23 protein-coding genes are annotated in these 24265 nt (G+C 65.4%); 21 read left to right on the top strand and 2 right to left on the bottom strand.

The window, feature by feature from the left end; genetic code table 11:
* Nucleotides 1-106: 106 nt before the first annotated feature.
* Entirely contained in the window at nt 107-571 is a 465-nt protein-coding gene (locus tag NX782_RS11805; protein WP_258845655.1) for a universal stress protein, read from the bottom strand.
* Nucleotides 572-938: 367 nt separating this feature from the next.
* On the opposite strand from NX782_RS11805, the gene NX782_RS11800 reads away from it, so the two are divergent.
* The 12 genes from NX782_RS11800 to trpA all read left to right on the top strand — a co-directional run bounded on the left by NX782_RS11800 (nt 939) and on the right by trpA (nt 15399).
* Nucleotides 939-1829, top strand: coding sequence for a protein phosphatase CheZ (locus tag NX782_RS11800; RefSeq protein WP_258845654.1), 891 nt, complete (start codon nt 939-941; stop codon nt 1827-1829).
* Entirely contained in the window at nt 1829-3733 is a 1905-nt protein-coding gene (locus NX782_RS11795; RefSeq protein WP_258845653.1) for a chemotaxis protein CheA, read from the top strand. The genes NX782_RS11800 and NX782_RS11795 overlap by 1 nt, the downstream gene beginning before the upstream one ends.
* A 209-nt stretch (nt 3734-3942) precedes the next feature.
* Entirely contained in the window at nt 3943-5343 is a 1401-nt protein-coding gene (gene leuC, locus NX782_RS11790; RefSeq protein WP_258845650.1) for a 3-isopropylmalate dehydratase large subunit, read from the top strand.
* Between the two features lie 63 nt (nt 5344-5406).
* Complete coding sequence (locus NX782_RS11785; protein WP_258845648.1) at nt 5407-5529, top strand: entericidin A/B family lipoprotein; 123 nt, start codon at nt 5407-5409, stop codon at nt 5527-5529.
* Nucleotides 5530-5611: 82 nt separating this feature from the next.
* On the top strand, nt 5612-6259 hold the full coding sequence (gene leuD, locus NX782_RS11780) for a 3-isopropylmalate dehydratase small subunit (protein ID WP_258845647.1): 648 nt from the start codon (nt 5612-5614) through the stop codon (nt 6257-6259).
* A gap of 11 nt (nt 6260-6270) precedes the next feature.
* Nucleotides 6271-7341 (top strand): 3-isopropylmalate dehydrogenase, encoded by a 1071-nt coding sequence (gene leuB, locus NX782_RS11775; protein ID WP_258845646.1) that lies wholly within the window; start codon nt 6271-6273, stop codon nt 7339-7341.
* Between the two features lie 72 nt (nt 7342-7413).
* A complete protein-coding gene (gene asd / locus NX782_RS11770) occupies nt 7414-8538 on the top strand; it encodes an aspartate-semialdehyde dehydrogenase (protein ID WP_258845645.1) in 1125 nt (374 codons plus the stop codon).
* A 274-nt stretch (nt 8539-8812) separates the two neighbouring features.
* Nucleotides 8813-11854 (top strand): motility hub landmark protein FimV, encoded by a 3042-nt coding sequence (locus NX782_RS11765; protein WP_258845644.1) that lies wholly within the window; start codon nt 8813-8815, stop codon nt 11852-11854.
* A gap of 10 nt (nt 11855-11864) precedes the next feature.
* A complete protein-coding gene (gene truA / locus NX782_RS11760) occupies nt 11865-12662 on the top strand; it encodes a tRNA pseudouridine(38-40) synthase TruA (protein ID WP_258845643.1) in 798 nt (265 codons plus the stop codon).
* Entirely contained in the window at nt 12659-13354 is a 696-nt protein-coding gene (locus NX782_RS11755) for a phosphoribosylanthranilate isomerase (protein ID WP_258845642.1), read from the top strand. The genes truA and NX782_RS11755 overlap by 4 nt, the downstream gene beginning before the upstream one ends.
* A complete protein-coding gene (gene trpB / locus NX782_RS11750) occupies nt 13338-14582 on the top strand; it encodes a tryptophan synthase subunit beta (RefSeq protein ID WP_258845641.1) in 1245 nt (414 codons plus the stop codon). Before NX782_RS11755 ends, trpB begins: the two co-directional genes overlap by 17 nt.
* A 16-nt stretch (nt 14583-14598) precedes the next feature.
* The gene (gene trpA / locus NX782_RS11745) at nt 14599-15399 is read left to right on the top strand and encodes a tryptophan synthase subunit alpha (protein ID WP_258845640.1); all 801 of its coding nucleotides are present in this window, start codon (nt 14599-14601) and stop codon (nt 15397-15399) included.
* Nucleotides 15400-15431: 32 nt separating this feature from the next.
* Here trpA and NX782_RS11740 read toward each other — a convergent pair whose 3' ends face one another.
* Nucleotides 15432-15785 (bottom strand): hypothetical protein, encoded by a 354-nt coding sequence (locus NX782_RS11740; protein ID WP_258845639.1) that lies wholly within the window; start codon nt 15783-15785, stop codon nt 15432-15434.
* Between the two features lie 185 nt (nt 15786-15970).
* On the opposite strand from NX782_RS11740, the gene NX782_RS11735 reads away from it, so the two are divergent.
* From NX782_RS11735 to NX782_RS11695, 9 genes are all read left to right on the top strand, one after another.
* Nucleotides 15971-16195: a hypothetical protein gene (locus NX782_RS11735; protein ID WP_258845638.1), complete on the top strand. Its 225-nt coding sequence runs from the start codon at nt 15971-15973 to the stop codon at nt 16193-16195.
* The gene (locus NX782_RS11730; RefSeq protein ID WP_258845637.1) at nt 16192-16584 is read left to right on the top strand and encodes an ASCH domain-containing protein; all 393 of its coding nucleotides are present in this window, start codon (nt 16192-16194) and stop codon (nt 16582-16584) included. Before NX782_RS11735 ends, NX782_RS11730 begins: the two co-directional genes overlap by 4 nt.
* A gap of 131 nt (nt 16585-16715) precedes the next feature.
* On the top strand, nt 16716-17591 hold the full coding sequence (gene accD, locus NX782_RS11725) for an acetyl-CoA carboxylase, carboxyltransferase subunit beta (protein ID WP_258845636.1): 876 nt from the start codon (nt 16716-16718) through the stop codon (nt 17589-17591).
* A gap of 72 nt (nt 17592-17663) precedes the next feature.
* Nucleotides 17664-18962, top strand: a complete 1299-nt coding sequence (gene folC, locus NX782_RS11720) for a bifunctional tetrahydrofolate synthase/dihydrofolate synthase (RefSeq protein ID WP_258845635.1) — start codon at nt 17664-17666, stop codon at nt 18960-18962.
* 11 nt (nt 18963-18973) lie between these two features.
* The gene (locus tag NX782_RS11715) at nt 18974-19978 is read left to right on the top strand and encodes an SPOR domain-containing protein (protein WP_258845634.1); all 1005 of its coding nucleotides are present in this window, start codon (nt 18974-18976) and stop codon (nt 19976-19978) included.
* Nucleotides 19979-19981: 3 nt separating this feature from the next.
* Complete coding sequence (locus NX782_RS11710; protein ID WP_258845633.1) at nt 19982-20470, top strand: CvpA family protein; 489 nt, start codon at nt 19982-19984, stop codon at nt 20468-20470.
* A 32-nt stretch (nt 20471-20502) separates the two neighbouring features.
* Nucleotides 20503-22026, top strand: a complete 1524-nt coding sequence (gene purF, locus NX782_RS11705) for an amidophosphoribosyltransferase (protein ID WP_258845632.1) — start codon at nt 20503-20505, stop codon at nt 22024-22026.
* Nucleotides 22027-22151: 125 nt separating this feature from the next.
* On the top strand, nt 22152-23390 hold the full coding sequence (locus NX782_RS11700; RefSeq protein ID WP_258845631.1) for a cystathionine gamma-synthase family protein: 1239 nt from the start codon (nt 22152-22154) through the stop codon (nt 23388-23390).
* Nucleotides 23391-23458: 68 nt separating this feature from the next.
* Nucleotides 23459-24244, top strand: a complete 786-nt coding sequence (locus NX782_RS11695) for a tetratricopeptide repeat protein (RefSeq protein WP_258845630.1) — start codon at nt 23459-23461, stop codon at nt 24242-24244.
* The last annotated feature ends 21 nt before the right edge of the window (nt 24245-24265 follow it).

Raw genomic sequence — 24265 nt, 5'->3', positions numbered from 1 at the left:
AATGCGAAACGTAGATTAAACGCTAGCACATTGCTAACGAATAATTTGTAATTATTTTGGCAATGAGCGTCCCCACGCCGGCGTCGGTCTTTTGCAACAGGCGGATTCAGGTGCCGGGTTCGCGGATCAAGCGGTGCACCAGCACGGGCTTGCTGGTCTGCGACAACACCTTGTTCGTCACGCTGCCGAGCAACAACTGGCCCCATCCGCTGCGGCCGTGCGAGCCCATGAAGATCAGGTCGCAGTGTTGTTGTTCGGCCACGTCGACGATCTTCAGCGCTGGCGCGTCCGAGAACGCGGTCATGCATGCATGCTTCAGTCCGGCCTGCTCGGCCGAGCGCATGATCTTGCCCATGTATTCCTCGCCCATGCGCCGCATCTGCCCCAGGTAGTCTTCCTCACTAGGGTAGGAAGGCGGGATGATCTCGACATACACGGGATACTGGTACTCGGGCGCGACGAACAGCGCGAGCACTTCCGCGCCCATCTGCCGTGCGAACTGGACACCGGCACAGGCGGTGTGCTGGGACACCGCGGAACCGTCGGTGGTGATCAGAATTTTCTGGTACATGGTGAGTCCTCCCTCACATCACGTTACCTGGTTATTGTAGTTCGGGTTTCCATCCTTGGCAGATGGTAAATGCTTGATCTTGCTCAGTGTTGTGTTTGCTTTCTAGGGCGAAAACATTGATTGTGACAAAGCCGCGATAAAAAAATACAACACTTGCTTTGCGAAAATATTCAGAAACGGGTGGAAATAATTGTCGCCTAACTAAGTTTACTGACCCAATGAACAACGGTCCGTTTTCCGAGATTTACCTACGGCAACCACGCTGCTACACTCCGTGCAATACCCGTACCGTCATCGTATTGACGGGAGCAAGCACAGCACAGTACAGATCATCGCGATATTTACACATTATGGAGAAGCAGGGACTATGACCGACGCCGCTGACGATTTCGACGCACTATTCGAGGAAGTGGCAGCGCAGCGAGCCAGCGCGCCCGCTCCGGCGCCGGCACCGGCGCCCGAACCCGCTGCCGGTGGCGACAGTGACGACACTGACGATCTTGAGGCCCTGTTCGACCAGGTGGCTTCGAGCGTCGCGCCGGCCGCCGCGCCAGTCGCAGCCGCGCTCGCACCGGCGCCGGTGGCCACCGCCGTACCCGCCACCATACCCGCCGCCGAGGCCACCGACGACCCGGATGGCCAGATGATGTATGCCCGCCTGGGCAGCATCGTGCGCATCATGCACGACTCGCTGCGCGAGCTCGGCTACGACAAGGCCCTGACCGAAGCGTCTTCGCAGATCGTGGACGCCCAGGACCGCCTGGAATATGTCGCCACCCTGACCGAGCAGGCCGCCAACAAGGTCCTGAACACGCTGGACGACGGCATGCCGGCCCAGGACGTCCTGTCGAAGCAGGCCAAGGACATGGAAGGCCGCTGGGCCGACCTGTTCGCCGGCAAGCTGTCGCTCGAGCAGTTCAAGGCCCTGGCCGGCGACTCGCGCAGCTTCGCCCAGGCCGTGTCGGAAGCGACCGAAGCCGAAAAGGCGCGCCTGCTCGAGATCATGATGGCGCAGGACTTCCAGGACATTACCGGTCAGCTGATCAAGAAAGTCGTCAAGATCACCCAGACCGTGGAAAACGAGCTGGCCCAGCTGCTGCGCGACAGCGCGCCGGCCGACGTCAAGGAAAAGCTGGCGCAGAAGGCGGCCGCGCAGGAGCCGGAGAAGCCGGCCGAGCTGATGTCGGGCCCGTCGGTGCCGACCGCGGCGCTGGACCAGGATAGTGTCGATGACCTTCTTGCCGATCTGGGATTCTAATGGATGAAATGCTCAAGGATTTCGTGATCGAGGCGTTGGATCTGGCGACCAACGTCGAGGAGCACCTGCTCCGCCTCGAACGCGATCCCGATAACAAGGAAACGCTGAACGCGGTGTTCCGCTCGTTCCACACCATCAAGGGTGGCGCGGGCTTCATGGGACTGCCTGCGCTGGTGACCGCCTGCCACCTGACGGAAAACCTGTTCGACGCGCTGCGCACCGGCGCGGCCCCGGTCACGCCGTCGGCGATCGAAGCGTCGCTGCAGGCATCCGGCTTCGTCGCCGACCAGCTCAACGACCTGAACAACGGTACCGCGCCCGAGCAGCTGGCGCCGATGCCGGCCGACCTCGAGCGCATGCTGAAGGATGCGATCGACGGCAAGGATGCGCCGAAGGCGGCAGCACCGGCACCGGCCCCCGTGGCAGCAGCGCCGGCGCCAGTGCCGGCCGCCGCACCGGCCCCGGTTGCCGCAGCTGCCAGCGCCGACGGCCTGGACTGGGAAGCGATGTACATGGCGGTGGTCCCGCCCGGCACGCATACGCCGGCCGCCGCAGCTGCTACCGCTGCTACTGCCGCTGCACAGGAAGCGACATCCGCTGCCGCAGTGCCCGCGGCGGCAGCGCCTGCTGCTGCCGCACCCGACGCGGCGCAGGCCAAATCGGGCTGGGACGGCGTCGAGCGCCGCACCGAGAACAAGCCGGCGCAGGCTGCCGCCGCCAAGGCCGACGAAAGCATCCGTATCGACGCGGTCAAGCTGGACGCGCTGCTGGAAGTGGCCGGCGAATCGGTGCAGGCCGCGAACCAGGCCGCCGTGCTGCTCGAGCGCCTGTCGCAGTTCAAGTTCGAAGGCCAGGCTGCCACCCTGATGGCGACCCTGACCGAAACCCTGGAGCGCGCCTCGCGCTACTCGGCCGAGCTGCAGCGCGCCACGCTGGCGACCCGCATGCAGCCGGTCGGCCGCCTGTTCCAGAAATTCCCGCGCCTGGTGCGCGAGCTGGCCAAGGACCTGGGCAAGGAAGTCGAACTAACCATCGAAGGCGCCGAGACCGAAGTCGACCGCGTGGTGGTGGACAGCCTGTACGATCCGCTGGTGCACATGCTGCGCAATGCGCTCGACCATGGCGTCGAAGGGCCGGAAGACCGCGTCGCCAACGGCAAGCCGGCCAAGGCCTACATCCTGCTGAAAGCCTGGCAGGAAGCCAACAGCGTCATGATCGTGCTGCAGGACGACGGCCGCGGCATGGACCCGGCCAAGCTGCGCAAGAAGGCGATGGAGAAGGGCCTGATCACCGAGCACCAGGCGACGTCCGACGACGAAGCCTACCAGCTGGTGTTCCTGCCCGGCTTCTCGACCAAGGACGTGGCGTCCTCGGTGTCGGGCCGCGGCGTTGGCATGGACGTGGTCAAGACCGCCGTCGAGAAGAACCGCGGCGCGATCCGCATCGACTCGAACCTGGGCAAGGGCACCAAGTTCTCGATCCGCCTGCCGATCGAACTGTCGATCGTGCCGACCATGCTGGTGTCGACCTCGGGCGCCCAGCTGGCCCTGCCGATGGCGGTGGTCGAGCGCGTGGTCGAGCTGCCGGAGACCTTCATGCAGGTCGGCGGCGCCCCGGTGCTGAAAGACCAGGGCCGTCCATTGCCGGTGCGTTCGCTGGCGCTGTCGCTGGGCTACGAGGAATGCTCGGAGCGCGTCGGCATCGTCATCAACGCGCCCCAGCCCTACATCATCGCGGTGGAAGCGGTGGACGGCACGGCCGACCTGGTGATCAAGCCGATGACGGCGCTGCACGTCGAAGGCATCACCGGTACCGCACGCTCGGCGGAAGGTTCGCTGGTGCTGGTCGTCGGCCTGTCCTTCCTGATGGACGGCTGCCGCTCATCGGTGCGTCTGGCGGCATAAAAACCACAAAGCAACAAAACCAAGAATAGCCTGCCCGGAAACCGTGCAGGCTATTTTCATTTGCATTCCAGTCATTCAAGGCAAACAAAATTTGCATGTAGAGGTTTCGGTTGAAATAATCGTGCAAGCAGGGCGGGCTGACGCAGTGCACAAATATGGCATAATCAAAGACCATGCCCGCATAAGCCGGCTGTTCGAATGGATAGATCATGTTGAAAACGCTCTACGACAAACTCTGGGATTCGCATGTCGTGCGTGCCGATGCGGATGGCACCACCGTGCTGTATATCGACCGCCAGCTGGTGCACGAAGTCACCAGCCCCCAGGCCTTCGAAGGCCTGCGCGTGGCGGACCGCCAGCTATGGCGCACCTCCGCCAACCTTGCCGTAGCCGACCACAATGTGCCGACCACCGACCGTTCGCGCGGCATCGCGGACCCGACCTCGCGCCTGCAGGTCGAGACGCTGGATGAGAACACCAAGGCCTTCGGCGTCACCTACTTCAACATGAACGACAAGCGCCAGGGCATCGTCCACGTGATCGGGCCGGAGCAGGGCGCGACGCTGCCGGGCATGACGGTGGTCTGCGGCGACTCGCACACCTCGACCATCGGCGCCTTCGGCTGCCTGGCGCACGGCATCGGCACCTCGGAAGTCGAGCACGTGATGGCCACCCAGACCCTGCTGGCGAAGAAATCGAAGGCCATGCTGGTGCAGGTCGACGGCGCGCTGCCGCCGGGCGTCACCGCCAAGGACATCGTGCTGGCCGTGATCGGCAGGATCGGCACCGCCGGCGGCACCGGCTACGCGATCGAATTCGCCGGCTCGACCATCCGTTCGCTGTCGATGGAAGGCCGGATGACGGTCTGTAACATGGCGATCGAAGCGGGCGCGCGCGCCGGCATGGTGGCGGTCGACGACACCACCATCGAGTACGTGAAGGGGCGTCCGTTCGCACCGGTCGGGCCGCAGTGGGAGCAGGCGGTCGCCTACTGGCGCACCCTGCACAGCGACCCGGGCGCGAAGTTCGACATGGTCGTGACCCTGAACGCCGCCGACATCCGCCCGCAGGTCACCTGGGGCACTTCGCCGGAGATGGTGACCACGGTCGACGGCCGCGTGCCGGATCCGGACAAGGAACGCGACCCGGTCAAGCGCGACGCCATGGAGCGCGCGCTGGTCTACATGGACCTCAAGCCGAACACCCCGATCGAGGACATCCGCATCGACAAGGTCTTCATCGGCTCCTGCACCAACTCGCGCATCGAAGACCTGCGCGCCGCCGCCGCCATCGTGCGCGGGCGCCAGCGCGCTTCGAACGTCAAGCTGGCGATGGTGGTGCCGGGTTCGGGCCTGGTGAAGGAACAGGCCGAGCGCGAAGGCCTCGACCGCATCTTCAAGGCCGCCGGCTTCGAATGGCGCGAGCCGGGCTGCTCGATGTGCCTGGCGATGAACGCCGACCGCCTCGAGCCGGGCGAGCGCTGCGCCTCGACCTCGAACCGCAACTTCGAAGGCCGCCAGGGGCAGGGCGGACGCACCCACCTGGTGTCGCCGGCCATGGCTGCGGCGGCCGGGATCGCGGGCCACTTCGTCGACGTCCGTAAAATCTAGGGTCGGAGCCCGGTGCTCAGCCACGCACACATTTTTAACCCAATAAATCAACACAGCAGAACCATGAAAAAAGTAATCGCTCTCGCCCTCATCGCCATCGCTGCCGCCGGCTGCAACACCATCTCGGGTGTCGGCAAGGACGTGCAGAAGGTTGGCCAGGTCATTACCGGCGCGGGCGGCAAGTAAGTTTCGAATCGACGGGCATCGGCCGCGGACTACCGGGTCAGAGCCCTTTGAAAACCAACACCGGGCTCTGACCCCTCGGATCATGGAAAAATTCACCGTACACGAAGGACTGGTGGCGCCGCTCGACCGCGCCAACGTCGATACCGACGCCATCATCCCCAAGCAGTTCCTGAAGTCGATCCGCCGTACCGGCTTTGGCCCCAACCTGTTCGACGAGTGGCGTTACCTCGACCACGGCGAACCGGGCATGGACAACGACAAGCGCCCGCTGAACCCGGACTTCGTGCTGAACCAGCCGCGCTACGCCGGCGCGTCGATCCTGCTGGCCCGCAAGAACTTCGGCTGCGGTTCTTCGCGCGAGCACGCGCCCTGGGCGCTGCAGCAGTACGGCTTCCGCGCCATCGTCGCGCCGAGCTTCGCCGACATCTTCTTCAACAACTGCTACAAGAGCGGGCTGCTGCCGATCGCGCTGAGCGAACAGCAGATCGACCAGCTGTTCAATGAAGTGAAGGCCTTCCCGGGCTTCAGGCTGGTGGTCGATCTGGAGCAGCAGGTGATCCGCACGCCGGACGGCCAGCTGGACTTCGAATTCGCGATCGACGAATTCCGCAAGTACTGCCTGCTGAACGGCCTGGACGACATCGGCCTGACCCTGCGCCACGCCGACGAGATCCGCGCCTTCGAAGAACGCCACCTGCGCGCGCAGCCCTGGCTCGCCAACACCATCTGAGAAAGTCTGACATGAAGATTGCCATCCTGCCGGGCGACGGCATCGGTCCCGAAATCACGGCGCAGGCCGTCAAGGTGCTGAACGCGCTCGGCGAATCCTTCGAGATGGAGAGCGCGGAAGTCGGCGGCGCCGGCTACGCGGCCCACGGGCATCCGTTACCCGAAAAAACGCTGGCGCTGGCCAAGGCCGCCGATGCGGTGCTGTTCGGCGCCGTCGGCGACTACAAGTACGACAATCTCGAGCGCGCGCTGCGCCCCGAGCAGGCCATCCTCGGCTTGCGCAAGGAACTCGGCCTGTTCGCCAACCTGCGTCCGGCCATCCTGTATCCGGAACTGGCGGGCGCATCGACGCTCAAGCCGGAGGTCGTGTCGGGCCTGGACATCCTGATCATCCGCGAGCTGACCGGCGACATCTATTTCGGCAAGCCGCGCGGCGTGCGCGAATGTCCGGACGGTCCGTTCGCAGGCCAGCGCGAAGGCTTCGACACCATGCGCTATGCGGAAGGCGAAATCCGCCGCATCGCCCACGTCGCCTTCCAGGCTGCGCGCAAGCGCGGTTCGCGCGTGACCAGCGTCGACAAGGCCAACGTGCTGGAGACCTTCCAGTTCTGGCGCGACATCGTCACCGAGGTGCACAAGGAATACCAGGACGTCCAGCTCGAGCACATGTACGTCGATAACGCGGCGATGCAGCTGGTGCGCGCGCCCAAGAAGTTCGACGTCATCGTCACCGGCAACATGTTCGGCGACATCCTGTCGGACGCAGCCGCGATGCTGACCGGTTCGATCGGCATGCTGCCCTCGGCTTCGCTGGATGCGAACAACAAGGGCTTGTACGAACCGTCGCACGGCTCGGCGCCGGATATCGCCGGCCAGGGCGTCGCGAATCCGCTGGCGACCATCCTGTCGGCGGCGATGATGCTGCGTTTCTCGCTCGGCAAGGCCGAGCAGGCGGACCGCATCGAGAATGCCGTCAAGGCCGTGCTGGCACAGGGCCTGCGCACGCCGGACATCTTCGAGCAGGGCACCACGCGCGTCGGTACCGAACAGATGGGCGACGCGGTGGTCAACGCATTGGCGTGATGCGGCGTTAATCGATATTCATCGTGGGCCCGGTAAGCCCACGAAAGCAAACATAAAACGAGGGAATTTGAAATGAAACTAGTTGGTCTGGTTGGTTGGCGCGGCATGGTCGGGTCGGTCCTCATGAAGCGTATGCAGGACGAGGGCGATTTCGACCATATCGAGCCGGTGTTCTTCACCACGTCGAACCCGGGCGGCGCTGCGCCGGCCATGGCGAAGAACGAGACCAAACTGAAGAGCGCCACCGACATCGCCGAGCTCTCGAAGTGCGAGATCATCATCTCCTGCCAGGGCGGCGACTACACCACCGAAGTCTTCCCGCAGCTGCGCGCAGCCGGCTGGAACGGCTACTGGATCGACGCTGCATCGACCCTGCGCATGAACGACGACGCCGTCATCGTGCTGGACCCGGTCAACCTGAACGTCATCAAGGATGCGATGACCCGCGGCGTGAAGAACTTCATCGGCGGTAACTGCACCGTGTCCTGCATGCTGATGGGCCTGGGCGGCCTGTTCAAGCACGACCTGGTCGACTGGATGACCTCCATGACCTACCAGGCGGCATCGGGCGGCGGTGCCCAGCACATGCGCGAACTGCTGACCCAGTTCGGCACCATCAACGCGGCCGTCAAGCCGCTGCTGGACGACCCGGCCTCGGCCATCCTCGAGATCGACCGCACCGTGCTGGCGACCCAGCATGGCATGTCGCTTGAGGAAACGAAACAGTTCGGCGTGCCGCTGGGCGGCAACCTGATTCCCTGGATCGACAAGGACCTGGGCAACGGCCAGTCGAAGGAAGAGTGGAAGGGCGGCGCCGAGACCAACAAGATCCTCGGCCGCACCTCGGCATCGGGCAATGTGATCCCGGTCGACGGCCTGTGCGTCCGCATCGGCGCGATGCGCTGCCACTCGCAGGCGCTGACCATCAAGCTCAAGAAGGACGTGCCGCTGGATGAGATCAACGACATCATCGCCAACGACAACCAGTGGGTGAAGTTCGTGCCGAACACGCGCGAAGCCTCGATGCGCGACCTGACCCCGGCTGCCGTCACCGGCAGCCTGAACATCCCGGTCGGCCGCGTGCGCAAGATGGCTATGGGCCCGGACTACATCTCGGCCTTCACCGTCGGCGACCAGCTGCTGTGGGGCGCCGCCGAACCGCTGCGCCGCATGCTGCGCATCGTGCTGGACAAATAAGCCGGACCCGGTTCAAGGGTAGAATGAAGGCGGCCTCGTGCGGCCTTTTTTCATGGCCGTCGTTTGTGGTCGGCATGGCAAGAGGTGCTAATCAAATGTCATGGTTTGACCCAAAAAACATCACTTGCATGAATAGACCGTCTACATATCTCACGGGTCGTGAATGTTTCTTTCCGTAGAGCTTGCGTGCCATAGTGCATGATGCTATGTTGCCGAGACCACCGGGCTCGCCTCCGGGCTGATCACCTCTCCGCTCAACTCATTCAGTCGAATTATGCATTCCACTCAACGTCCCTCGATGAAGTCGTCCGCGCTGAAGAAGCTCACCGCGGCGGTTGCCAGTGCGTTGGTTCTGAGCTCGGCCGCGCATGCGGCGGGCCTCGGCAAACTCACCGTGCTCTCGGCGCTCGGCCAGCCCCTGCGTGCCGAAATCGAGTTGACGGCGGTGTCCAGCGACGAGGCCAACGGCCTGGTGGCCAAGCTGGCTTCGCCGGAGGCCTTCCGTACCGCGAACATCGAATTCAATCCGGCCCTGCTGTCGCTGCGTTTCGCGGTCGAGCAGCGCAATGGCCGGCAGTTCATCCGCGTGAGTTCGACCCAGCCGCTGAACGAGCCTTTCGTCGACATGCTGCTGGAGCTGACCTGGAATAACGGCCGCCTGGTGCGCGAGTACACCTTCCTGCTCGATCCGGCCGAGCTGCGCGCGACCCAGTCGGCGCAGGTGGCATCGAACGAAGCGCCGCCGGCCGCGCGCCCGCGTGCCGAAGCCCCGGCTGCGGCCGCGCCGGCGGCACCGGTGGCGAGCGAACGTCCGCGCCGCGCCGACCGCGCACGCGCCGCCGAGGAGGGCAGGCCGGCGTCTTCGGGCAGCGCCGCGAGCGGTGCTTCAAAGTACCGCGTCAAGCCGGGCGACAGCCTGGGCCGCATCGCCGCGCAACTGAAGCCGGTCGACGTTTCGCTCGACATGATGCTGGTGGCGCTGTACCGCGCCAATCCGGATGCCTTCATCGGCAACAACATGAACCGCCTGAAGTCGGGCCGCATCCTGTCGGTGCCGGACGCCGGCAGCGTGCAGTCGCTGAACGAGGGCGAGGCGCATGGCGTCGTGGTCGCCCACGCGGCCGACTTCAACGCCTACCGCAACAAGCTGGCCGGCCAGGTCGGCAATGCCGAGCCGACCAGGACTCCGCAGGCGGGCCAGAGCGCCGGCGGCAAGATCACCGCCAAGGTCGAGGAGCGCCCGACCGCCGCCAACGAGTCCCAGGACCAGTTGCGCCTGTCGAAGGCGCCTGCTGCCGGCAGCGCTGCCGGCAAGGGCGCGACCATGAGCGCCGAGGACACGATCGCCAAGCAGCGCGAGCTGGAAGAATCCCAGAAGCGCGTGAAGGAGCTCGAACAGAACATCAACGACCTCGAGAAGCTGGCGACGGTCAAGAGCAAGGGCGGCGCCGAGGCCCAGCAGAACGCTGCCGCCACCGTCACGCCTGCCCCGACTCCGGCCCCGGCGCAGGACAAGCCGGCGCCGAAGAAGCTGCCGACCATCAAGCCGGCACCGGCCCCGGCGCCTGCCGCGGAACCGGGCATCTTCGACTTCCTGATGGAGAACCTGCCGCTGGTCGGCGGCGGCGCGGCCGTGCTGCTGCTCGGCGGCCTGCTGGCGGCCCAGCGCCGCAAGAAGAAAGAGGTCAAGGCCGTCGCCGAGCCGTCGATCCTGGGCGTGCCGACCGCACCGGCGCACTCGCTGTTCGCCGAAACCGGCGGCCAGAGCGTGGACACCAACAACAGCGTGTTCAATTCCAGCTTCGCGCCCTCGGCCAGCCAGCTCGACACCAACGAAGTCGACCCGGTGGCCGAAGCCGACGTCTACATCGCCTATGGCCGCGACGCCCAGGCCGAAGAGATCCTGAAGGAAGCGCTGCGCACCCATCCGGAACGCTATCCGGTGCGCCTCAAGCTGCTCGAGATCTACGCCGCCCGCAAGGACCAGCGCGCCTTCGAGACCCAGGCCGGCGAGCTGTACAGCATGACGCGCGGCCACGGCGACGAGTGGGCGCAGGCCGCCGCGCTGGGCCTGTCCATCGATCCGCTGAACCCGCTGTATGCGGCCGGCGCGCCGCAGGCCGACGCCGTCCCGGCCCCCGGCGAGGCAGCGCAGACCCTGAGTTCACGCGACTTCGACGACGTCTTCGGCGCCGCCGACGACATGACCGCGACCCCGGCCGCCGCGGCGCACGAGCCGATGAGCTTCGACCAGCACTTCGCCGGCGCGATGGGTGCCGCGCAGCCGGCCGCGCAGTCGGCCGCGCAGTCGCCCGTCCAGCCGCAAGCCGCCGCAGCCAGCCCGGCCGACGACGAGCATACGCTCGACTTCGACCTGGGCGGCCTGGCCTTCGAGCCGGTGCAGGCCGAGGAACCGAAGCCGGCGCAAGCGGCGCACGACGACAACCTGCTCGACTTCGACATGGGCAGCTTCGACGCAGCTCCGGCAGCCGCAGCGGCCGAGCCGGTGGCGATGCATGCCGAAACGACCGGCGCAGCGGCGCCGGCAGCCGCCGACGAGCCGCTCGACTTCTCCTTCGACATGGACTTCGGCGCCCCGGCCGCGAGCCCGCTGCCGCAGCCGGCCATCCAGCCGCTCGAGACCGCGGACGACCTGCCGTTCGGCGACTTCGACCTCGGCGACACCATCCCGGGCGCCGGCGCGGCCTCCGACATCGCTGCCGCCGCACCGGCCAACGAATTCGCCAACAGCGACTTCGACATGGCCAACCTGGCCAGGGAATTCGACTTGCCGTCGATCCCGGCCGCGCCGGAAGAAACCGCCCCGGCCACCGAATTGAAGGACCCGCTGTTCGACCTCGACACCATGGACTTCGGCCTGGTCGACGAGGCCAAGCCGGCGCAGGCCGACCCGGCCCCGGCGCTCTCGCTGGAAGACGAACTGTTTGGCCTGGACACGCTGCACAACGGGCTGCCGACGGCGACCCCGGCGCCGGTCGAAAGCGCGGCCTACGCGCCGCACGACATGCTGGAGCCGGCAAAGGTCGAGCCGGCCTTCGACCTCGGCGGCTTCGACCTCGACCTGCCGGGCGAGGGCAACGGTCTGGCGCTGCCGGAAGTGGAAACCGCCAGCGCCGCCGCGCCGGCCGAGATGACGGCCGCGCACATGGAGATGGAAACCAAGCTGGATCTGGCCATCGCGTATCAGGAAATCGGTGACAAGGAGGGCGCGCGCGAGCTGCTCGAGGAAGTCATCAAGGGCGGCAACAGCGACCAGGTCTCGAAGGCCAACGCAATGCGCGCACAGCTCGTGTGAGGCCGGTCGGGTGACAAGAATTGCATTGGGTGTCCAGTACATCGGCACCGCCTGGAACGGGTACCAGAAACAACCATCGCGCGACACGGTCCAGGATAAACTGGAAATCGCGCTCGAGAAATTTGCCTGCACGCCGATCGCCACCGCCTGCGCCGGCCGCACCGACGCCGGCGTGCACGCGATCGAGCAGGTCGTCCACTTCGACACGGAGCTGGACCGCCCGCCGCAGTCCTGGGTGCGCGGCACCAACGCCTTCCTGCCGGATTCGATCGTCGTGCGCTGGGCGCATGCGGTCGCGCCGGATGCGGAAGGGCAGGACTTCCACGCGCGCTTTTCGGCCAGGTCGCGCACCTACCGCTACGTGCTGTACAACCACCCGAATCCGTCGGCCCTGCTGGCCGGCCGCGCCGGCTGGGTGTTCCGTCCGCTGGACGTCGAGCGCATGCAGGAGGCGGCCCGGCACCTGATCGGCACGCACGACTTCAGCAGCTTCCGCGCTTCCGGATGCCAGGCGAATTCGCCGATCAAGCAGATGCACGAAGTGAACATCGTGCGCCAGGGCGACGTGATCGTGTTCACGGTGCGCGCCTCGGCCTTCCTGCACCACATGGTGAGGAATATCGTCGGCTCGCTGATCTACGTGGGCACCGGCCGCAACGAGCCGGGCTGGATGGCCGAGGTGCTCGCGGCCCGCTCGCGCGACGCCGCCGCGCCGACCTTCATGCCCGACGGCTTGTATCTTGCTACAATCGACTACGACCCGAAGTGGGGACTGCCGCAAGAGGCGACGCCGCCGTTCTTTTTATGAATCGCACCCGAATCAAAATCTGCGGCATCACCCGCGAACAAGACCTGCGCGCGGCAGTCGACGGCGGCGCCGATGCCCTCGGCTTCGTGTTCTACCCGAAGAGCCCGCGCTACCTCGCCCCCGAACAATGGAAGGCGCTGGCCCCGGCCATGCCGCCCTTCGTGAACGGCGTCGGCCTGTTCGTCAACGCTAGCGTGGATGAGGTGCGCCAGGCCGTCGACAACGGCCCGATCGCACTGCTGCAGTTCCACGGCGACGAAACCGCCGAGCAGTGCGCCGCCATTGCCGCGGCGGTGCGGCGGCCTTTCGTGCGGGCTTTCCGCGTCAAACCCGACACAAGCGCGTCCGACCTGCTAGAATCGGAAGCTCAATACCGCGTCGCCAGCGCCTGGTTTTCGGGTCTGTTGCTCGACACCTGGGTCGACGCCTACGGCGGTGCAGGAAAGGTTTTCGATTGGTCTCTTATTCCAAAAGAGCTCGCGCCTCGGGTCGTTTTGAGTGGTGGCTTGAGCGTGCAAAACGTGACTAGCGCGGTGATGCGCGTACGCCCCTTTGCGGTCGACATCAGCAGTGGTGTCGAGGAAAGCAAGGGGATCAAGGATGCCCGCAAGATTGCCGCGTTCATCGACGCGGTGCGGGCTGCCGATGCATCACCCGATACGAGCGAGTCACACCATGGAGAACACTCCTAAAAGTCTTTTCAAGACCCCCGAATACCAGCTGCCGGACGCTTCCGGCCACTTCGGCCCCTACGGCGGCTCTTTTGTCGCCGAAACCCTCAGCCACGCGCTGGCCGAGCTGAACGAAGCCTATGCCCGCTACAGCCAGGATCCCGCGTTCCTGGAAGAGTTCCGCTACGAGCTGGCGCACTTCGTCGGCCGTCCGTCGCCGGTCTACCACGCCAAGCGCTGGTCGCAGCAGGGCGCGCACGATGGCCTCGGCGCCCAGATCTTCTTCAAGCGCGAAGACCTGAACCACACCGGCGCCCACAAGATCAACAACGTGATCGGCCAGGCCCTGCTGGCGAAACGCATGGGCAAGCCGCGCATCATCGCCGAGACCGGCGCCGGCCAGCACGGCGTCGCCACCGCCACCATCTGCGCCCGCTTCGGCCTCGAATGCGTGGTCTACATGGGCGCCGAGGACGTCAAGCGCCAGGCCCAGAACGTGTACCGCATGAAGCTGCTGGGGGCGACCGTGGTGCCGGTGGAAAGCGGCTCCAAGACCTTGAAGGACGCGCTCAACGAAGCGATGCGCGACTGGGTCACCAACATCGAAAACACCTTCTACATCATCGGCACCGTGGCTGGCCCGCACCCGTACCCGATGATGGTGCGCGACTTCCAGTCGGTGATCGGCGAGGAATGCCGCGTGCAGATGCCGCAGATGACCGGCCGCCAGCCGGACTATGTGGTCGCCTGCATCGGCGGCGGTTCGAACGCGATGGGCATCTTCTACCCCTATATCGACGAGCCGGGCGTCAAGCTGGTCGGCGTCGAGGCGGCGGGCGAGGGCCTGGACAGCGGCAAGCACTCGGCCTCGCTGACGGCCGGCTTCCCAGGCGTCCTGCACGGCAACCGCACCTACCTGCTGCAGGATGCGAACGGCCAGATCATCGAAACGCACTCGGTCTCGGCCGGCCTGGACTATCCGGGCGTCGGCCCCGAGCACGCCTGGCTGAAGGACATCGAGCGCGCCCAATATGTCTCGATCACCGACGACGAAGCGCTGCAGGCCTTCCACGACTGCTGCCGCATCGAAGGCATCATCCCGGCGCTGGAATCCTCGCACGCGATCGCGTACGCGGCCAAGCTGGCGCCGACCCTGCCTGCCGACCAGATCATCCTGGTGAACTTGTCCGGCCGCGGCGACAAGGACATGCACACGGTCGCGCAGCGCGCCGGCCTGAATTTCGGTTGATAAAAAGAGAGCAGACATGTCCCGAATCGAACTTACCTTCAATGCCCTGAAACAGCAGGGCAAGACCGGCCTCGTCACCTTCGTCACCGCCGGCGACCCCGGCCCCGATGTCACCGTGCCCATCATGCACGCGCTGGTGGCGGGCGGCGCCGACGTGCTGGAACTCGGCGTCCCGTTCTCCGACCCGATGGCGGAAGGCCCGGTCATCCAGCGCGCCTGCGAACGCGCGCTGGCCTTCGGCATCAGCATGAACGACGTCTTCAACTACGTGCTTGAATTCCGCAAGACCAACCAGCACACGCCGGTGGTCCTGATGGGCTACGCCAATCCGATCGAGCGCATGGGGCCTTCGGAATTCATCCGCCGCGCCAAGGCCGCGGGCGCCGACGGCGCCATCGTGGTCGACTATCCGCCGGAGGAGTGCGCAGATTTCGCCGCGGAGATGAAGGCGAACGACCTCGACCTGATCTTCCTGCTCGCACCCACCTCGACGGTGGAACGTGTGAAGCAGGTGGCGCGCCACGGCAGCGGCTTCTCGTATTACGTCTCGCTGAAGGGCGTGACCGGCGCCGGCGGCATCGACACCGCCGACGTGGCGCGCCGCGTGGCCGCGATCCGCGAACATGTGAAGCTGCCGATCGGCGTCGGCTTCGGCATCCGCGATGCCGAGACCGCGAAGTCGGTGGCGGCGGTGGCGGATGCCGTGGTGATCGGCAGCCGCATCATCCAGGAGCTGGAGAACACGCCGAAAGAGCAGGGGGCGGAAGCGGTGCGCGCCTTCGTGGCGGGGATCCGCGCGGCGCTGGACGCCAAGTAAGCAGGCAGTACCGGCCGGGGCATGCGCCCCGGTCAGAACGGCGACCAGCCCAGCGCGTAGATCGCGATCAGGAGCTGCACCGCCAACTGGATCTGGAAAACGACGGACAGCCTGGCGTGCACGGTATCCGGCGATTTTCCGGGCGCTGCGAAGCGCTGCGGCGCGGCGCACATCAGGAACCAGATCACCAGCGCGACGATCGGATTCACCAGCTGGACGGCGGCCCCGCCGATCCAGGCGTCAGGCCGGTTGTCGGGCCCCCAGTGAATCGCGACCTGGCCGGCGCCCGGGAGCCGATCGATGGTCCAGAACGCGACGGCAAACACGGCGGCAACCAGGAAGGCATTCACGACTGCAGCCGGGCGATTGCGCATGAAGGTCTTCATCTCCATATCCTTGCAAGAAACGCATGTATCGTACACCGAAAGGCATGCCGTCGAAAACCAGGGCGGCGCCTTCATTTTTGTTTGCCTAATTGCAAACATCAGCTACATTGTCGTCAGTGCAACCACATCCTGCCGACATGAAAACCCAGATCGTTCATATCTCCAAACTGCAAACGGCAAAAGTCATGACCGTGCTGTACCTGGTCATCTCGATCCCGATGATGCTGTTCGCGATCGTTCCTTCGCTGCTCACCCACCAGCCCATCCCCTGGGGCATGCTGTGGTGGATGCCGCTGATGTACGCGGTGTTCGGCTTCATCTTCACCTTCCTCGGCGCCTGGGTCTACAACGGCGTGGCCCGCTGGGTCGGCGGCATCGAATTCACGATCGCCGAGCGCAGGGAAGAATGAGCCGCCTGAAACGCCTGACCTTCTGGGGCGCCGATGAAGAAGACGACAGCCTGCCGCGCGACGTCATGGCAGGCCGCAAGACCGTCACCGCCGACGTGGCCGAAGACTACTACAAGGGCTACGGCGAATACGGCGACGGCGGCTACGCGGCCGGCGACCTGATCGAAGTCTACGATTTGAAGCAGCGCCTGCGCTGCCTGATCCGCGCCACCAAAGTGGAAACAATCCGCTTCGGCGATATCCCGGAGGCGGTATGGCGCGGCGAGAACATGTCGAGCGCGCGCGAATTCCAGGAGGTGCACATCGCCTGCCTGCCGCAATACGAGTTGCACGACGATTTCGAATTCGTCGCCCTGCACTTCGAGCTGGTCGAGACGGGCCTGCCCTGATCCGCCACAGCCCGCATGTGGCCTGGTTTTCAAGTTTGACTAACAGGCAAGTAAATTAGAGCAAGCATTCGACAAGAGGGACTTGACCGGCTACACTACCGCCAATTCTGAATTGCCGCAAAGGAGAACACATGAGTTGGTTGGAAAAACTGCTGCCCCCACGGATCCAGCGCTCCGATGCCGCCGCCAAGAAGCAGACCATGCCCGAAGGCCTGTGGGTCAAGTGCCCGTCGTGCGAATCGGTGCTGTACCGGACCGACCTCGAGTCCAACCTGCACGTGTGCCCGAAGTGCAGCCATCACATGCGCATCCGCGCCCGCGAGCGCCTCGATGCGCTGCTGGACGAAGGCGGCCGCTATGAGATCGGCCAGGACGCGCTGCCGGTCGACACCCTGAAGTTCAAGGACAGCAAGAAGTATCCGGACCGTCTCAAGCAGGCCATGGACGCCACCGGCGAAACCGATGCCCTGATCGTGCAGGGCGGCTCGATCATGAGCCTGCCGGTCGTCGTCGCCTGCTTCGAATTCGAATTCATGGCCGGCTCGATGGGTTCCGTGGTCGGCGAGCGTTTCGCGCGCGGCGCCCAGGTGGCCCTGGAGCAGAAGGTGCCCTTCATCTGCATCACCGCCACCGGCGGCGCCCGTATGCAGGAAGGCCTGCTGTCGCTGATGCAGATGGCGAAGACCACTGCCATGCTGACCAAGCTCTCCGAAAAGAAGCTGCCCTTCATTAGCGTGCTGACCGACCCGACCATGGGTGGCGTGTCCGCGTCGTTCGCCTTCATGGGCGACGTCGTGATCGCCGAACCGAAGGCCCTGATCGGCTTCGCCGGCCCGCGCGTGATCGAAAACACCGTGCGCGAAAAGCTGCCGGAAGGCTTCCAGCGCGCCGAGTTCCTGGTCCAGAAGGGCGCCGTCGACATGATCGTCGACCGCCGCAAGATGCGCGAAGAGATCGCCCATCTGCTGGCCCTGCTGCAAAGCCAGCCGGCCGACGTCCTCGCGTAAATCCATCCAGAAAAAAGCGGTAAAGGGATGCTGTGCCAGGCGCCCTTTACCGCTCTGCACCGCACATCCCCCATGCCTATGCTCCCCACCACCTTGCCCGACTGGCTGGCGCTGCTCGAGTCGCGCCATGCCGAGACCCATATCGACATGGGCCTGGACCGCGTGCGCGCCGTCAAGGAACGCATGCACCTCGCGTTCTCCTGCCCCGTGATCATGGTGGCCGGCACCAACGGCAAAGGCTCGACCTGCGCCATGCTGGAGGCGATGCTGCTGCAGGGCGGCTACCGCACCGGCCTGTACATCAAGCCGCACTTCCTCGACTTCAACGAGCGCGCCCGCATCAACGGCGAGATGGCCAGCGATGAAGCACTGGTGTCCGCCTTCGACGTGGTGGAAACCGCGCGCGGCGACATCGACCTGACCTATTTCGAGTTCACCACGCTGGCGATCGCGCACCTGCTGTCCACCAGCGAGATCGACGTCGCGATCCTCGAGGTGGGCCTGGGCGGGCGCCTGGATGCGGTCAACGTGATCGACGCCGACGTGTCCATCGTCACCAGCATCGACATCGACCACAAGGACTACCTGGGCGACACGCGCGAGGAGATCGGCTTCGAGAAGGCCGGCATCTTCCGGAGCGGCCGTCCGGCGATCTGCAGCGATCCGCAACCGCCGGCGTCGCTGATCAAGCATGCCGAAGACATCGGCGCCGACCTGTGGCTGATCGGCCGCGACTTCAACTACCAGGGCGACAAGCAGCAGTGGGCCTATGGCGGCCGTTCGCAGCGCCGCAACTCGCTGGCCTATCCGGCCCTGCGCGGCGCGAACCAGCTGCTGAACGCCTCGGCCGCGCTGGCCGCGCTCGAAGCGCTGCGCATGCAGCTGCCGGTGGGTGCGCAGGAAGTGCGCGCCGGTCTGGCGATGGTCGAGCTGCCGGGCCGCTTCCAGGTGCTGCCTGGCCGTCCGACCACGGTGCTGGACGTGGCCCACAATCCGCACGCGGCGGCGACGCTGGCGCAGAACCTGTCGAACATGGGCTACCACCGTTTCACCTATGCGGTGTTCGGCATCATGCAGGACAAGGACATCGACGCCGTCATCGAGCACATGGCGCCCTACGTCGACCACTGGTGCGTGGCGGCGCTGCCGTCGCCCCGTTCGGCCGACCCGGACGTGCTGGCCGAAAAGCTGCAGGCGAAGAAGCCGGCCGGCGTCAAGCCGGACGAATTTTCGGTGCAGACTTTCGCCGATCCGGCGGCGGCCTTCCAGGACGCAACTAGCCGGGCCGGACAGGATGATAGAATAGTGGTCTTTGGCTCCTTCTATACCGTGGCTGGCGTGATGGCGGCCCGTAAATCCTCTCTTCATTGACCTGACAACGCATGGGCTTGTTCTCGTTCTTCGGTAAAAACAAGCAAGGCCGCGCTGCCGAGGACAGCGGCCGTTTCTACAGCAAGGACGACGACGCCGCACTCGGCGAACGCGCCCGTTCCAAACGCGCCTCGAGCGTGGGTGCCGTCGCCGGCAGCACGCGCGGGCGCGGCACCGGCAACGACCCGCTGCTGCCCGAGAAGAAGCGCGCAAGGCGCCGCCTGGTCGGCGCCATCGCGCTGGCGCTGGCGGCCGCCGTCGGCCTGCCGATGCTGCTCGACTCGCAGCCCAAGCCGCTGGCCGGCGACATCGCGATCCAGATCCCGTCCAAGGACAAGGCGGCGCCGCTGCCGGTGCCGACCGAACCTGCGCCCGCCGCATCCGATGCGCCGATCGCCGAAGCACCCGCGCCAGCGCCCGCGCCCGTGAACAGCAGGACCGTGGCCGCCGTCGACACCGTCGACAAGGGCGAGGAAGTGGTCCAGATGCCGCCGCCGGTGACCCGCGCCACGCCGCCGAAGCCGGAACGCAAGCCGGAGCCGCCGAAAGCCAAGGCTGAGCCGAAACCGGAACCCAAGCCCGAGCACAAGCCGGAGCCGAAGCCCGAGCACAAGCCGGAACACAAGGACACCAGGGCCGAGCACAAGCTGGCCGAAAAAGCGGACAAGGCCGACAAGCTCGAGAAGCCCGTCAAGCCGAAGAGCGAGGACAAGCCGGCCAAGCCGCATGACGAAGCCCGCGCGCTCGCCATCCTCGAAGGCAAGGGCGCCGAAAAGGCCGAGAAGCCGGCCGACACCGGCGGACAGAAGGTCGTGCTGCAGGTCGCCGCGCTGTCGACCCAGGAAAAGGCCGCCGAGCTGCAGGCTAAACTGCGCGGCGCCGGCATCAGCTCGCATACCGAGAAGGCCGGTGAACTGATCAAGGTGAAGATCGGTCCGCTGAGCAAGGAAGAGGCCGACAAGATGCGCGCCAGGCTGGGTCGCATCGGCCTGTCGGGCTTCGCAACTCCCGCTTGAGCCGTGACGATTTTCGACTACATCGTCCTGTTCATCCTGGTCTCGTCGGTTGTCATCAGCACCATGCGCGGGCTGGTCAAGGAAATCCTGTCCCTGGTCGGCTGGATCGCGGCCTTCGTGGTGGCGAACGCCTTCGGCGCGAAACTGGCGCCCATGCTACCATCGGTGGTTCCGGGGGAGTCGCTCAGGTTGATCGTCGCCTTCATCGCATTGTTCCTCGGCGTGCGCGTCCTGATGGGCTTGCTGGCACTGGCGATCGGCGCGCTGATCGAGGCGACCGGCCTGTCGCTGGCCGACCGCGGACTCGGCGGCCTGTTCGGACTGGGCCGGGGGATTGTAATCGTGCTGGCCGGCGTCATATTGTGCGGAATGACTTCCATCCCCCAACAGGCTTTCTGGAAAGACGCGCTGCTCTCGCCCATGGCGGAAACAGGGGCGCGCACGGTCAAGCCTTTCTTGCCTGCTGCCCTTGCGCAGCACGTGCAGTTTTAAAATTCTTTTGTTCAGCTGTTTAGGAGCGCACCATGTGTGGCATCGTCGGCGTCGTCTCGCAAGCCCCCGTCAACCAGTTGCTGTATGACGCATTGCTGCTGTTGCAGCACCGCGGCCAGGATGCGGCCGGTATCGCAACCAACCACAGCAGCATGTTCTCGATGTACAAGGCCAACGGCCTGGTACGCGACGTGTTCCGCACTCGTAACATGCGCTCGCTGATGGGCAATTCCGGCATCGGCCATTGCCGCTATCCGACCGCCGGCTCGTCCAGTGAAGAGGAAGCGCAGCCGTTCTACGTCAACGCGCCGTTCGGCATCACGCTGGCGCACAACGGCAACCTGACCAACCAGGCGCAGCTGAAGGACGAGCTGTTCCGCATCGACCGCCGCCACGTCAACACCAGCTCCGACTCGGAAGTGCTGCTGAACGTGCTGGCCCACGAGATCCAGACCGCCGCCGACGGCTATTCGCTCGACGCCGAAGCCGTGTTCAAGGCAGTCGCCATGGTCCACAAGCGCGTGCGCGGCGCCTATGCCGTGATCGCCCAGATCGCCGGCCACGGCCTGCTGGCCTTCCGCGATCCCTTCGGCATCCGTCCGCTGTGCCTGGGCGTGAACGAAACCGAGCAGGGCCCGGAATACCTGGTGGCCAGCGAATCGGTGGCGCTGGAAGGCCTGGGCTTCCGCTTCGTGCGCGACATCGCGCCGGGCGAAGCCGTGTGGATCGACGAAAACAGCCAGATGCACGCGCGCCAGTGCGCCGAGAATCCGTCGCTGAACCCCTGCGCCTTCGAATACGTCTACCTGGCGCGTCCGGACTCCGTGATCGACGGCGCCTCGGTCTACGCGACGCGTCTGAAAATGGGTGAGTACCTGGCGGACAAGATCCGCAAGGAGATCCCGCTCGAGGAAATCGACGTCGTGATGCCGATCCCGGATTCCTCGCGTCCGGCCGCGATCCAGCTGGCGCTGAAGCTGGGCGTCGAGTACCGGGAAGGCTTCATCAAGAACCGCTACATCGGCCGCACCTTCATCATGCCGGGCCAGGGCATGCGCAAGAAGTCGGTGCGCCAGAAGCTCAACGCCATCGCCGCCGAATTCAAGGACAAGAACGTGCTGCTGGTCGACGACTCGATCGTGCGCGGCACCACCAGTCGCGAGATCGTGCAGATGGCGCGCGAAGCCGGCGCCCGCAAGGTGTTCTTCGCCTCGGCCGCGCCGCCGGTGCTGTACCCGAACGTGTACGGCATCGACATGCCGACCCGCGACGAGCTGATCGCCCACGGCCGCACGGTGGACGAGGTGTGCCGCGAGATCACGGCCGACCGCCTGGTCTACCAGGACATCGAGGCGCTGAAGAAGTCGATCATGGACGTGAACCCGGAGCTGACCAGCGTCGAGGCTTCCTGCTTCGACGGCGTCTACATCACCGGCGACATCACGCCGGAGTTCCTCGACAGGCTGGAGACCCACCGCCACAAGAGCTCGGGCAAGTCGTCCGAGGACCTGGTGCGGACCCAGCTGAACCTGAATCCGTCGGTAGCGGCCGAATAACGCACGATCGTGGGCACGTTCGTGTTGAGCCCTCGGGCTCAACACCCCACCCTACGTCACGCGCCCGTAGGGTGGGCACTCCGTGCCCACGTCCCTCATTCCGACCTGACCAGTAGAGCCCGATCATGAGCGACAAGACCACCTACGGCTTCACCACCACCATCCTCCACAACGACCGCCAGAAACCGATCGAACAGGGCTCGCTGCACAAGCCCATCCACACCTCGGTGGCCTTCGGCTACGGCGACGCGCGCCAGCTGGCCTCGGTCTTCCAGGGCAAGGAGCCGGGCTTCCGCTACGGCCGCCAGGGCAACCCGACGGTGGCGGCGCTGGAAGACAAGATCAGCAAGATGGAAGGCGGCGTGGCCACGCTGTGCTTCGGCACCGGCATGGCGGCGATCGGCGCGCTGGCCCAGGCCCTGCTCAAGGACGGCGACCATGTCGTGTCCTCGAGCTTCCTGTTCGGGAATACCAACAGCCTGTGGAACACGGTGGCGGGGCAGGGGGCCGAGGTGTCCTTCGTCGATGCCACCGACGTCGCCAATGTCGAAGCCGCGCTGCAGGACAACACGCGCCTGGTGTTCGTCGAGACCATCGCCAATCCGCGCACCCAGATCGCCGACCTGGCGCGCATCGGCCAGCTGTGCCGCGAGCGCGGCATTCTCTACGTGGTCGACAACACCATGACCACGCCTTATTTGTTCCGCCCGAAAGCGGTGGGTGCGGGCCTGGTCGTGAATTCGCTGACCAAGTCGATCGGCGGCCACGGCATGGCGCTCGGCGGTGCCTTGACCGATACCGGCCTGTTCGACTGGAGCGCCTATCCGAACATCGCGCCGAATTTCCGCAAACTGGCGCCGGCAGCCCAGGGCATGGCCCAGCTGCGCGCCAAGTCGCTGCGCGATTTCGGCGCGAGCCTGGCGCCGGAAGCCGCGCATCACATCGCGGTCGGCGCCGAGACCCTGGCCCTGCGCATGGAGCGCACCAGCGCCAACGCGCTGGCGCTGGCGACCATGCTGCAGGCCGACGAGCGCGTGGCCGCGGTCCATTATCCCGGCCTGGCCTCGCACCCCCAGCACGCCCTGGCGAGCGAACTGTTCCGCGCCTACGGCTCGCTGTTCAGCTTCGAGTTGAAGGAAGGCATCGACTGCTTCGATTACCTGAACCGCCTCAGGATTGCGATCCCGGCTTCGAACCTGGGCGATACCCGCACCCTGGTGATCCCGGTCGCGCACACGATCTTCTTCGAGATGGGGCCGGAGCGCCGTGCCAGCATGGGTATTGCCGAGTCGCTGATCCGGGTGTCGGTCGGCATCGAGGATACCGACGATCTGGTGGAAGATTTTCGTTCGGCCTTATCCTGATCGCATTGTCTTGAAGTAATTGCACGTCTATCATCATCTTCCATACCTATCCCTATTCAGGAGGAGAGATGATGAAGCGACTTGGTGTTGCGATGCTGATGCTGATGCTGATGCTGGTTGCGGGCATGGCCTGCGCCGATGATCTGGGCGATGCCGAAAAGGCCTTGCGCGCAAAGGCATACGACAAGGCTTTCCCCATCTACGCGAAGCTGGCGAATGCCGGCAATGCCGAAGCGCAGTTCCGCCTGGGTGAGATGTACTGGTACGGCGACGGCACCGCGGTCGACATGGCCAAGTCGCAGACCTGGCTGCAAAAGGCCGCGGCCAGCGGTCACGGCGGCGCCAAAGAGACGCTGGGTATCCTGCAAACGCGCGAGAAGCGTGCCGCCGACATTGCCTACTGGACCCAGGGCTACAAGGGCGAGGACCTGGTGTCGGGCAAATACGCCTGCCCAATGCCCGCGATCCCGGCCGTTTCGAAGACAAATGCCGACATCAAGGCTGTCAGCGAAGCCATTGCGAACTGGGAAACCTGCTACAACGACTTCGTCGCCGGGATCAACCAACTTGCGCCGCCCAACAAGCGCATTCCCACCGATGTGCTGCAACTGATGAGTCCACGCGAAGCGGAGCAGGCCATCGCCCACGTCGACGACGCGACGGTTGCTGTCGTGACGCGGCGCCAGGCCGAGGCGCTGAACTTCAGTGCGGAGCGCGACGCCTGGCACAAGGCGACCAATGAGTTCGTCCTTGCAGCCAATGCGCAGCAGGAGGCGAACAAGGCCAGCCTCGCGACCGACATCCGTCGGGAGGAGGAAGCGCGCAAGCTCGACAGCCGGCCGATCGGCAAATAAGGCCGGTTGAGCCGGCAGGGC

The sequence above is a fragment of the Massilia norwichensis genome, from assembly GCF_024753245.1.
Classification (GTDB): Bacteria; Pseudomonadota; Gammaproteobacteria; order Burkholderiales; family Burkholderiaceae_D; genus Telluria; species Telluria norwichensis.
This window is presented reverse-complemented; position numbering and strand designations above follow the sequence as displayed.